Source organism: Mycobacterium sp. 1245499.0, from assembly GCF_001673615.1.
GTDB classification, from domain to species: Bacteria; Actinomycetota; Actinomycetes; order Mycobacteriales; family Mycobacteriaceae; genus Mycobacterium; species Mycobacterium europaeum_A.
In genome coordinates this window covers 1-11,789 of the sequence record NZ_LZMG01000254.1, presented here as the reverse complement: position 1 = coordinate 11,789, position 11,789 = coordinate 1, and the positions used below count along the sequence as shown (strand labels likewise).

At 66.6% G+C, this 11,789-nt stretch carries 9 protein-coding genes and 1 pseudogene; 4 read left to right on the top strand and 6 right to left on the bottom strand.

Annotated elements, in window-relative coordinates:
* Positions 1-728, bottom strand: a 728-nt coding sequence (locus A5646_RS14450; protein ID WP_197505198.1) for an ATPase, incomplete at its 3' end; no start/stop codon positions are given.
* Here A5646_RS14450 and A5646_RS14445 point away from each other — a divergent pair.
* Positions 705-1,343 (top strand): MBL fold metallo-hydrolase, encoded by a 639-nt coding sequence (locus A5646_RS14445; RefSeq protein WP_066865403.1) that lies wholly within the window; start codon positions 705-707, stop codon positions 1,341-1,343. The genes A5646_RS14450 and A5646_RS14445 overlap by 24 nt on opposite strands.
* Positions 1,344-1,364: 21 nt before the next feature.
* Here the strand turns inward: A5646_RS14445 and A5646_RS14440 are convergent, their stop codons facing one another.
* Positions 1,365-3,032 carry an FAD-binding dehydrogenase gene (locus A5646_RS14440; RefSeq protein ID WP_067022229.1) on the bottom strand — a complete coding sequence of 556 codons (1,668 nt, stop codon included), beginning with the start codon at positions 3,030-3,032 and terminating at the stop codon, positions 1,365-1,367.
* Positions 3,033-3,079: 47 nt separating this feature from the next.
* Positions 3,080-3,784, bottom strand: coding sequence for a DUF2334 domain-containing protein (locus tag A5646_RS14435; protein ID WP_067022227.1), 705 nt, complete (start codon positions 3,782-3,784; stop codon positions 3,080-3,082).
* 147 nt (positions 3,785-3,931) lie between these two features.
* Between A5646_RS14435 and A5646_RS14430 the strand changes: the two genes are divergently transcribed.
* Complete coding sequence (locus tag A5646_RS14430; RefSeq protein ID WP_067022225.1) at positions 3,932-5,551, top strand: DHA2 family efflux MFS transporter permease subunit; 1,620 nt, start codon at positions 3,932-3,934, stop codon at positions 5,549-5,551.
* A 165-nt stretch (positions 5,552-5,716) separates the two neighbouring features.
* The gene (locus tag A5646_RS14425) at positions 5,717-7,336 is read left to right on the top strand and encodes a DHA2 family efflux MFS transporter permease subunit (protein WP_067022223.1); all 1,620 of its coding nucleotides are present in this window, start codon (positions 5,717-5,719) and stop codon (positions 7,334-7,336) included.
* Positions 7,337-7,474: 138 nt separating this feature from the next.
* On the opposite strand, the gene A5646_RS14420 is transcribed toward A5646_RS14425, so the two are convergent.
* Both A5646_RS14420 and A5646_RS14415 read right to left on the bottom strand, forming a co-directional pair.
* The gene (locus A5646_RS14420) at positions 7,475-9,637 is read right to left on the bottom strand and encodes a S9 family peptidase (protein WP_067022221.1); all 2,163 of its coding nucleotides are present in this window, start codon (positions 9,635-9,637) and stop codon (positions 7,475-7,477) included.
* The gene (locus tag A5646_RS14415; RefSeq protein ID WP_066872216.1) at positions 9,634-10,524 is read right to left on the bottom strand and encodes a phosphoribosylaminoimidazolesuccinocarboxamide synthase; all 891 of its coding nucleotides are present in this window, start codon (positions 10,522-10,524) and stop codon (positions 9,634-9,636) included. The genes A5646_RS14420 and A5646_RS14415 overlap by 4 nt, the downstream gene beginning before the upstream one ends.
* 52 nt (positions 10,525-10,576) lie before the next feature.
* Between A5646_RS14415 and A5646_RS14410 the strand changes: the two genes are divergently transcribed.
* Positions 10,577-11,197, top strand: coding sequence for a hypothetical protein (locus A5646_RS14410; protein WP_066872213.1), 621 nt, complete (start codon positions 10,577-10,579; stop codon positions 11,195-11,197).
* On the opposite strand, the pseudogene A5646_RS14405 reads toward A5646_RS14410, so the two are convergent.
* Positions 11,162-11,789: pseudogene (locus A5646_RS14405) on the bottom strand (C4-dicarboxylate ABC transporter); the annotation flags it as partial. The gene A5646_RS14410 and the pseudogene A5646_RS14405 sit on opposite strands and share 36 nt — an antisense overlap.

Sequence of the window (11,789 nt, the reverse complement as noted above, 5' to 3'; positions counted from 1 at the left end):
GCCGCGGTAATGTAGGCCTCGCACAGCGGTGCGCTCATCGCGCCCAGCACCGCATCGTCGCCCATGGCCGGCCAGGACACTTGCGGCGGCGCCGTTGACCAGAGCGTGACCTCGCTGATCGTGCTGCTGGCCGGGTGGGCGAACAGATAGGTGTGCATCACCACCGGGCCGCTGATCACGGCGGCCATCCGGGTCGTTTCGTCGCTGGTCAGCGACGGAGACTCCTGCGGTGCGCGCTGCTGGCAGGCCCGCAGCGCGGCGACGGCATTGCTGAATGCCGTGGCCACGGTCGCACCACCGCGAGCGGTGTCCCCACGCCAGTGCAGGACCTGGGCCTGCAGTTGCCACTGCCCGTCGGGATGCTGGACCGTCGCGCGAGCCGCGACGGCCGAGTCGCGGGGGTCCTGCGGCATCGCCGGCGCCGCGCACAGCTCCTCGAACCGGAAATGGGGCCCCGGCGCCGAACCGGTCGTCTGCACCGCCTGGCCGGCCAGCGCGGGCCAGTGATACACCGCGTCCAGCGGCACGGCGTGCTGATCGATCCACGCGGTGTTCGGGATCCGGTCGCACAGCCCCGGGCAAGTCTCGGGTTCGGCGTGCGCAGGAATGACGACCACCAGAGCAACCGCGAAACCGCCGGCGACCAGCATCGTGGCCAGGATCACGCGCATCGGCAGCTTGTCCATCAAGGCACAATCGTAGATATGCAACTGACGCATTTCGGCCATTCGTGCCTACTTGCCGAGTTCGACCACACCCGCCTGCTCTTCGACCCCGGTACCTTCGCGCACGGCTTCGAGGGAATCACCGGCTTGACCGCCATCTTGATCACCCATCAGCATCCCGACCACGTCGATGCCAAACGGCTGCCGGCGTTGCTCGAGGGTAACCCGGACGCGGCGCTTTACGCGGACCCACAGACCACCGCGCAACTGGGCGCGCCCTGCCGGGAGGTCCATGTCGGCGACGAGCTGCACATCGGTGAGCTGACCGTCCGCGCCGTCGGCGGCAAGCACGCGGTCATCCACCCGGAAATCCCTGTGATAGAGAACATTTCGTTCTTGGTGGGCGATGCCGACCATCGCGCCCGGTTGATGCATCCCGGGGACGCGCTGTTCGTGCCCGACGAACCGGTGGACGTCTTGGCGACGCCCGCGGCCGCGCCGTGGATGAAGGTGTCCGAGGCGGTCGATTACCTGCGCGCGGTGGCCCCCCAGCGCGCCGTCCCGATTCACCAGGGGATCATCGCCCCGGACGCGCGGGGCATCTACTACGGCCGGCTCACCGAGATGACCAGCACCGACTTCCAGGTGCTCCCCGAAGAAGACGCCGTCACGTTCTAGCGGCCGGTTGGCGCCGCCCCGCTAGGTGATGTCGTCGGCGGCGCCGCGGCCGGCGGCGCGGCCGGAGAAGATGCAGCCGCCCAGGAAGGTGCCCTCCAGCGCGCGGTAGCCGTGCACGCCGCCGCCCCCGAATCCGGCCACCTCGCCGGCGGCGTACAGCCCGGTCAGGGGCGTGCCGTCGGCCTTCAGCACCCGCGAGGCCAGGTCGGTTTCGATGCCGCCCAATGTTTTTCTGGTCAGGATGTGCAGCTTGACCGCGATCATCGGCCCCGCCTTGGGATCGGTCAGCCGGTGCGGGGCCACCACCCGTCCCAGCCGATCACCCAGATAGGTTCGGGCGGCGCGGATCGCCGTGATCTGTCCATCCTTGCTGAACTTGTTGGCGACCTCCCGGTCCCGCGCCGTGACCTCGGCCTCCACCGTCGCGTAGTCCAGCGGCTGCACATCGGGCAGCTTGTTCATGGCGGACACCAAGTCGCGCAATGAGTTCGCGCTGACGAAGTCCACGCCCCGGTCGACAAACGCCTGGACCGGTCCGGGCGGCCCGGAACTGGCCCGGTTGCGCAGCAGCTCCTTTATGCTCTGCCCGGTCAGATCGGGATTCTGCTCCTGGCCGGAGAGCGCGAACTCCTTCTCAATGATCTTGGCGTTCAACACAAACCAGGTGTAGTCGAACCCCGATTGGGTGATGTATTCCAAGGTGCCCAGCGTGTCGAAGCCCGGATAGAGCGGCACCGGCAACCGATTGCCGTTCGCATCGAGCCACAGCGACGACGGGCCGGGGATGATGCGGATGCCGTGCAGCGGCCAGATGGGGTCATAGTTGGTGATGCCCTCGACGTAGTGCCACATGCGGTCGGGGTTGATCACCCGCGCCCCGGCCCGCTGCGCAATGCCGATCATTCGGCCGTCGACATGGGCCGGCACCCCGCTCAGCAGTTGCTCGGGGACGCGGCCCATCCGCTTGGGCCAATTCTTGCGCACCAGTTCGTGATTGGACCCGATGCCGCCACTGGTGACGATCACCGCGTCGGCACGGAATTCGAACTGTCCTAACGCTTTTCGCGACGACGCGACGCCCCTCGGCGTGGCGGAGGGCTCCAGCACGGTGCCCCGCACGCCAGTCACCGCCTCACCCTCGACGATCAACTCGTCGACCTGATGGCGATGCGCGAACCGCACGGATGAGCGGTCGCGCAACTGACGGGCGAAAATCTCCACCAACGCGGGCCCGGTACCCCAGGTGATGTGGAAGCGGGGAACCGAATTGCCGTGCCCCTGTGCGCCATACCCGCCGCGCTCCGCCCAGCCCACCAACGGGAAAAGCTTGAGCCCCCGCGAACGCAACCAACTGCGCTTCTCCCCCGCGGCGAAATCGACGTAGGCGTGCGCCCATTGGCGTGGCCAATAATCCTCGGGCCGGTCGAACGCCGCCGTGCCCAGCCAGTCCTGCAGCGCCAATTCATGGCTGTCGCGAATTCCCAACCGGCGCTGTTCGGGGCTGTCGACGAAGAACAACCCACCGAAAGACCAGAACGCCTGCCCGCCCAGGTTGGCGCTGTTCTCCTGGTCGACGATGAGCACCCGCAAGCCGCGATCCACCAGTTCGCAAGCCGCGACCAGGCCGGCCAGTCCCGCCCCGACGACGATGGCATCGGCGTGGAACCCCGAAACCGAAGAATCGCTCATGTCGGACCAGGGTAGTGCCCCGACGAGCAGGTCAGGCGGTCGCTGCCTCAGGCGGCGTCGAGCACGGCCCTGGCCTGATCCCAGCGGTACACGCCGGGGGTGCAGCCGTGCATCAACGCCAGGTCGACCGCGTCCACCATCGCCTGCAGCGGCCCGGGTTTGCGAAGGTGACGTGCCGCGACCGCAACCCGCACAACGCCGCCGCGCCGAGCGATCCGTTCGGCCGACAGCACCACCATCCGGCACCACCACGGCTCGGTGAGGAATCCTTCGCCGATGCCGAGCACCCGGGCGCGCACGGTGCTGTGACGGACCAGGTCGGTGATCCCGTGCAGATCGGCCAGCAAGCGGAACCCGTTGTCCGGCAACGCTTTCACAACGCCAGGCGACACCACCCAGCCGGGTGCGGCGAACAGCCGGGTGCGCAGCCCGAGGTGCTCGAGCACCCGGTCGGCGGCCATCAATCGCAGGTTGGCCTCGTGCGCCCGCAGGATCGCGAATTCGCCGCGGCGCTTCTTCGTGACCGCGTCGTCGTAGCCGTGCAACACGATGGCGTCACCGCCCGCGCGACGGGTGGTCAGCCACTCGACGGTTCTCGGGTCGCGGTCGAGCCGGTAGTCGCCGGACAGGCGGGGAGCCACCAGTAACGACACCCGCACCTTGCGGGCATCCATTTGCGTGCAGAACGCCTCGACGTCGGGCAGGGTGCGTTCACCGATCCCCGAGACCGAGACGATCAATTTTCCAGACACACCAGCAGTTTGCCGATCCCAAGTGTCGGAACGGTGAAGGACACGCAGACAGCAGGCGATGTGCAGGCGCCCATGCGTGCTCACTGATTTCGGCGGTAGGGCGAACCCGCGCAGGCCGCAAACGTCGGGCCAGGTGATCAGTTCGATATGCTAAGCAACGCCATGGATGAGGCGTCGTACGCGGCGGCAAAGACGCCGCCGTCCCACCACCCGACCGGGCAGCCGGGCGTCGAGGAACGGGTATATCCCGACCAGCTCGATGCCGCGCTGTTGCGGATCTCCGGCGTGTGCATCCTGGCCACGGTGATGGCGATCCTGGACGTCACGGTCGTCAGCGTCGCCCAACGAACCTTCATCGATCAGTTCGCCTCCTCGCAGGCCGTCGTGGCCTGGACGATGACCGGCTACACGCTCGCCCTGGCGACCGTGATCCCGATAACCGGGTGGGCCGCCGACCGGTTCGGCACCAAGCGCCTCTTCATCGGTTCGGTGGTGGCCTTCATCCTGGGCTCGTTGCTGTGCGCGATCGCGTCGAACATCTTGCAGCTCATCGTCTTTCGGATGGTACAGGGAATCGGCGGCGGCATGCTGCTGCCGTTGGGATTCATGATCTTGACCCGCGAAGCGGGCCCGGGCCGGCTGGGGCGCCTGATGTCGATCCTGAGCATCCCGATGCTGCTCGCCCCGATCGGCGGGCCGATCCTGGGCGGCTGGCTGATCGACACCTCGAGCTGGCGGTGGATCTTTCTGATCAACGTGCCGATCGGATTTCTTACCGTCGCACTCGCCGCCATCGTGTTCCCGCGCGATCATCCCGCGCGCTCGGAAACCTTCGACGCCATCGGCGTGCTGCTGCTGTCGCCGGGCCTGGCAATGTTCCTGTTCGCGGTGTCCTCCGTCCCGGGCCGGGGCACCGTGGCCGACCGCCACGTGGTGATACCGGCGACGATCGGCCTGGCGTTGATCGCGGGCTTCGTCGCGCACGCCTGGCAGCACGCCGATCATCCCCTGATCGACCTGCGGCTGTTCCGCAATCCCGTGCTCACCCACGCCAACGTGACGATGCTGGTGTTCGCCGGGGCGTTCTTCGGCGCCGGCCTGCTGTTGCCGAGCTATTTTCAACAGTTGCTGCACCACACGCCGATGCAGGCGGGCGTGCACATGATCCCCCAGGGGCTGGGCGCCATGCTGACCATGCGGCTGACCGGTCCGCTGGTGGATCGGCAGGGCCCCGGCAAGATCGTGCTGGTCGGCATCGCGCTGATCACCGCCGGCCTGAGCGCCTTCGCCTTCGGGGTGGCCACCCAGGCCCACTATCTGCCGACGCTGCTGGTCGGGCTGGCGATCATGGGCCTGGGCATGGGCTGCACCATGATGCCGCTGTCGGTGGCCTCGGTGCAGGCGCTGGCGCCCCATCAGATCGCCCGGGGAACGACGCTGATGAGCGTCAGCCACCAGGTGGGCGGCTCGGTGGGAACGGCGCTGATGTCGATGATCCTGACGAATCAGTTCAATCGGAGCCCCGACATCCGCGCAGCAAACAAGCTCGCCGCGCTGAACCAGAAGGCGGCGGTCGACGGGGTGCCGGTCGACCAGACCGCGATACCCCGTGCGTCGCTCGCCCCGGACTTTTGGAGCAATGTGGCTCACGACCTTTCCCACGCGTATACGGCGGTATTCGTGATTGCCGTCGTGCTGGTGGTTTGCACCTTCATTCCGGCGTGGTTTCTGCCCAAAAAACCCGCGAGCGAAACCGCCGGCGAATAAGTATGGTCCCCCGCCGCGGCTGGTTGGGCCGGGAAATGGCGCGTGGGCGCGGTGCCCCCACCTTCGCCGCCGTCCGACAGCAGACGAGCGCGCTTGCGGCCAGCCGCTTGGGTTCGTGCGGACGCAAACGCCTAAAAGGGTCAGCGGACGGGTACCGATATCGTTATGCTCGGCAACACCATGCAGAAGGCCTATCCCGGCACCTCCGTAGCTCCGGCGTCCATCACGTCTCCCACCGGGCAACCTATTACGGATGAACGCGCCTATCCCGACAAGCTAGACGTGGCGCTGCTGCGCATCGCCGGTGTGTGCGGACTGGCCTGCATCATGGCGATTCTCGACAACACCGTCGTCGCTGTCGCACAACGCACGTTCATCGACCAGTTCGGATCGACCCCGACCGTTGTGTCGTGGACGATCGCTGGCTACATGTTGGCATTCGCGACAGTGATCCCGATCACAGGATGGGCAGCCGATCGGTTTGGCACCAAACGACTCTTCATGGGTTCGGTTTTGGCGTTCACGGCGGGTTCATTGCTGTGCGCCGTCGCACCAAACATACTGCTGCTGATTATATTTCGAGTGCTGCAGGGCATCGGTGGCGGTATGCTACTGCCTCTGAGTTGGGTGATCCTGACCCGCGAGGCCGGTCCGAAGCGGGTAGGCCGCTTGATGGCGATCGGAGGAATCCCGATTCTGCTCGGCCCAATCGGTGGCCCGATATTGGGCGGCTGGCTCATCGACTCCTACGGCTGGAAGTGGATCTTTCTGGTCAACCTGCCAATCGGGATTGCCACGTTTTTCCTCGCTGCAATCTTGTTCACCAAAGACCGTCCAGCTCCGTCGGAAAGGCTTGACGTCATCGGCCTGCTACTGCTGTCGCCTGGCGTGACGATCTTCCTGTGCGGAGTGTCGTCCATCCCGGGAAGGCACACGATTGCCGACCGCTACGTGTTGATACCTGGGATCATCGGCTTGACGTTGATCGTTGCGTTCGTCTTGCATGCGTGGTACCGCTCGGATCACCCGCTCATCGATCTGCGGCTGTTCAAGAATCCAGTGGTGACCGAGGTCAACGTGACACTGCTGGTTTTCGCCGCCGCCTCTGTGGGTGCCACACTGCTGATACCGACCTACTTTCAACTGGTCCTGCAGCAGAGCCCTATGCAGTCCGGGCTGCACCTGGCGCCGGTAGGGCTAGGAGCGATGGTGACCCTGCCACTCGCAGGTGCCTTCATGGACAAGCACGGCCCCGGCAAGATAGTGCTCATTGGCCTCCCGGTGATGGCCGCGGGTCTGGGAATCTTCACTTGGGGGATTTCCCGGCAGATCGATTACGCGCCGACACTACTGACAGGCTTGGCGATCACCGGACTGGGCGTGGGGTGCACGACGACGCCGCTTTCTGCGGCGCTGATGCAGTCGCTGGCCCCGCATCAAGTCGCTCGCGGGACAACGTTGATCACGGTTAACCAGCAACTCGGTGGGTCGATTGGCGCCGCGTTGGTGGCAGTTGTGCTGACCAATCAGTTCAATCGCAACGACAACATAGTCGCGGCCAGCAAGCTGGCGTCACCTCAACAGGGAAGCAGGCCAGGGTCCCCCGTTGATCCGTCGGCGATCCCGCGCCAGGCTGTGCCGCCCGACCTAGCGAACATCCTGTTACACGGCCTTTCCCACGCCTTCACGGTGGCGTCCGCGCTGACCGTCGCGTTGGTGGCGTTCACGCTCATCCCGGCCGTGTTCCTGCCGAGGAAACGACCGGAACCAGCGATCGACGAATAGCGCCGATCACCAGCTGACAGCATGGCTGGGATCTGCTGACCGGCCATCATGGGTGGGTTTGCCTTTTGAGCCTCGGCATGTATGCGGCGGCTATACGCCGCATACACCGGATCTCCACCCGAATCGATGACGATTCGGCTACTGCTGCTTGTTGGGAGCATAGAACGCGTCTTCTCGGCCGCCCTCGGCGTGGATCCCGGCGGCATCCAACAGCCACGCGTATTGGAACGCCGCCTCCTCCCACGCCTTGTAGCGGCCGCTGACGCCACCGTGCCCGGCGTTCATCTGGGTCTTCAACAGGACCGGACTGCCGTCGCCGTTGGCGTGTCGCAGGGCCGCGACCCACTTGGCCGGCTCGACGTAATAGACCCTCGTATCGTTCAGCGACGTCATCGCCAAGATCGCCGGGTACCGCTTGGCCGCCACGTTCTCATACGGTGAATAGGACTTCATGTAGGAGTAGACGCCCTTGTCCGCCAATGGGTTTCCCCATTCGTCCCATTCGGTGACGGTCAGCGGCAAGGAGGGGTCCAAGATGGTGGTCAGCGGGTCGACGAACGGGACCTGCGCGAGAATTCCGGCGAAGAGCTCCGGCGCCAGGTTGGCCACCGCGCCCATCAACAAACCGCCGGCGCTACCCCCCAACGCGACCAGCTGACGAGGCCGGGTGACACCGGAGTCCACCAAATGCGTTGCGACGGCGACGAAGTCGGTGAAGGTGTTCTTCTTCTCCAGCAGCTTGCCGTGCTCGTACCACAGCCGGCCCATCTCACCGCCGCCACGCACGTGGGCGATCGCGAACACCATGCCGCGGTCCAGCAGCGACAGCCGGGCGATGGAGAAGCTCGGGTCGGTGCACAGCTCGTAGGCGCCGTAGCCGTAAAGCAATGCGGGCGCCGGGAATTCGATGTCGGCGCGGTGCACGATCGACACCGGGACCCGGGTTCCGTCGTCGGCGACCGCCCAGTCACGGCGCTCCACATAGTCGTCGGGCCGATAGTCGCCGAGCACGGGTTGTTCGCGCAGCAGCGTGCGCTCACCGGTGGCGAGGTCGATGTCATACACGCGCGCCGGGATCACCAGGGATCCGGCCCTGATCCGCAGCTTGGGCGCAGCCCAGTTGGGATTGCCGGCCAGCCCGGACGACATCAGCTCGGAGTCGAAGGAAATCTCTTCGGGCCGGCCGTAGGTGCCGTCGGCGTTGATGGGCCACAGCTGCAGCCGGGGCAGCGCCTCCCGGCGGTAGCCGACGACGAGGTGGCCGGCGAAAGCGTCCACCCCGTCGAGCCGGACGTCGTCGCGGTGCGGGATCAGGGTGCGCTGCTGTGTCGGATCGCTGACCGGCGCCTCGGCCAGGGTGAAGTTGACCGCGCCGTCGTTGTGCAGGATCAGGAACCGGTCCTGCCCGCCGATGACCGCGTGCTCCACCGCGTACTCGACACCCTCGCGGCGCGGCAGCACGACCGTGAACGATGCCTGCGGATCGGCGGCGTCGGCGTAGCGATACTCCGAGGTGATCGAGGATCCCGAGGCGATGAAGACATAGGCCTCGCTGCGCGTGAGACCCACGCCCAGCCAGTACTTTTCGTCGGCTTCGTGATACACCAGCTCCGGTTCGGCACCCGAGCCCACCCGATACCGCCACACCTTGTCGGGACGGTGGGCGGCATCCAGGGTCAGGTAGTACACGGTGCGGTTGTCGGCAGCCCAGGTGGCGCCCGCCCCGATGTCGGCGATCTCGTCCGGGTACAGCTCGCCGGTGCGTAAGTCCTTGAACCGCAACGTGTACCGCTCATCGCCCAGGGTGTCGACCGAATAGGCCAGCAGGTTCCCGTCCAGGCTGACCGTCGCGGCGCCCAGGGAGAAGAATTCGTGGCCCTGCGCCTCGGCGTTGGAGTCGAGCAGGACCTGCTCGCCGGGGATCTCGGTGTCCTCGTCCAAGATCGGCGGGTCCCAGTCGTCGGGTCCGTTTATCGGACAACGGCACTGGACGCGGTACTGCTTGCCTTCGTAGGTGCGCGCGTAGTACCACCACTGGCCCTGGCGGGTGGGCACCGACAGATCCGTCTCCTTGGTGCGCGCCTTGATCTCGGCGAAGATCTGCTGCCGCAGCGGCTCGAGGTGCGCGGTCATCTGGTCGACGTAGGCGTTTTCCGCCTCGAGATGGGCGATGACTTCGGGATTGGTCTTTTCGCGCAGCCACTCATACGGGTCGATGAAGACGTCGCCGTGATGCTCGCGCCGAGTCTCCACCCGCTTGGCGACGGGGGGCACCGACCCGTTTCGTTGGGTTTCGGTCATGCGCTGGGACCGATCCAGTCGGCGAAGCTCAATCCGGAAATGCGTTCGTAGGCCTCGATATAGCGTCCGCGGGTGGCCGCGATGATGTCCTCGGGCAACGGCGGCGGGGGCTGGGAACCGTGGCGGTCCCAGCCGGACTCGGGGCCGGTCAGCCAGTTGCGGACGAACTGTTTGTCGAAGCTGTTCTGGACGACGCCGACCTGGTACTCGTCGGCCGGCCAGTACCGCGACGAATCCGGGGTGAAGATCTCGTCGGCCAGTAGCAGGTTGCCGTCGTGGTCGGTGCCGAACTCGAACTTGGTGTCCGCGATGATGATTCCCTTCCGGAGCGCGTGATCGGCGGCCTGAACGTAGATCTGTAGGGTGCGGTCGCGCAGCTGGTTGGCGGGCACGGCGCCGACAAGCTCGATCACCCGCGCGAAGGAGATGTTCTCGTCGTGGTCGCCCAGTGCGGCTTTCGTCGCCGGGGTGAACAGCGGTTCAGCGAACCTGCTGGCTTCGACCAATCCGGGCGGCAGCGGGATGCCGCAGACCTTTCCGGTCGCCTGGTAGTCCAGCAATCCCGAGCCGGTCAGGTAGCCGCGTGCCACGCATTCCACCGGAAGCATTTCGAGCTCACGCACCACCAGCGCGCGGCCCAGGACCTCGTCGGGGATGCGCGGATCGTCGGGCGGCCCGGTCAGATGGTTGGGCGCGTCCACGAGGTCGAAGAAGAAGACGCTCATCGCGGTCAGGATGCGGCCCTTGTCCGGGATGGTGCTGTCCAGGACGAAGTCGTAGGCCGAGATCCGGTCGGTGGCGACCAACAGCAGGTGCTCGTCGTCGACGCGATACAGCTCGCGGACCTTGCCGCTGGCCAGGTGCTGATAGTCGGACAGTGCGGGCATCCGGTCAGCCTATCGGGCACCTGCAAACCGGGTTTGTGCTGGGATCGGGGCTATGACACCGCGGTTTCTGCCCTACTCAACCCGACCCGGCCGGCTGGCTGTCCAGCTGTTCAGCGATCTCGCCGTCGTCGTGTGGACCCTGCTGTGGCTGCTCGTCGGGCTGGCCGTCTACGACGCCATCGCCACCATCGCCGACGCCGGGCGGCAGGTCGAGAGCGGCGCGAAGGGCATCGCCGGCAACCTCGCGTCCGCCGGACACGAGGCGCAGCACATTCCGGTGGTGGGCGACACGGTCAGCAAGCCGCTCAACTCCGCGAGCCACGCCGCGCTGGACATCGCGGGCGCGGGCCACGATCTGGACAGCGCGGCGAGCTGGCTCGCGGTGCTGCTGGCGATGGCCGTCGTCGCGGTCCCGATCCTCATCGCGGTGCTCCCGTGGTTTTTTCTGCGGCTTCGGTTCTTTCGGCGCAAGTTGACGGTGACCGCTCTGGCCGCGACGCCGGCCGGGGCGCAGTTGCTGGCGCTGCGGGCGCTGACCAACCGGCCGGCCCGGAAGTTGATCGCCGTGAGCGCGGACCCGGTCGGCGGGTGGCGCCGCGAGGATCCGGTCACCATCGGCGCGCTGGTCGCGCTCGAATTACGGTCGGCCGGCATCGCGATCCGCGGGGCGTAGCAGCATCGCCCGCGCTAACAGCAGCAGCCCGGCGACGACCACAACGATCCATGCGGCCAACGCATCCCAGAAGAACACCAGCGACACGGTGAGCAGCGACCGCTGCCCGATCTCGACCGCCATGGCGAAGCTGGCCGCGGAGTACATGCCCAACGGGAAAACGAACGCCCACCACACACCGGCGAACTGCAGCATGTTGGGGTGCCGCCTGATGCGGTGCAGCGCGAAGTAGATCAGCGGCGGTATCCACAGGGTGGCCGTCACCCACGTCACGACGGTGACCGCGCGCACCGGCCCGGCCAGCCAGCCGGGAGCGACCGCGTGGATGGTGTCGCCGGCCAACGTCGCAATCGCCATGCCGCCCATCAGAATCCACGTGTCGGGTTCGAAGCCGTCCCGGTCCTGCCGTTCGTTGACCACCCGCCACATCGTCAGCCAGGTCATCAGGCCGTAGATGCACAGCGCCGCCACCCAGCCGGCCACGGCCACCGCCAGCCACCAGTGATGGCCGGTCTGCCGGGCCGCCCGCGCGATCACGATGGCCAGACCCGAGGTGCCCACGCTGCCCAGCTGCCAGGCGCCGTGGGCGCGG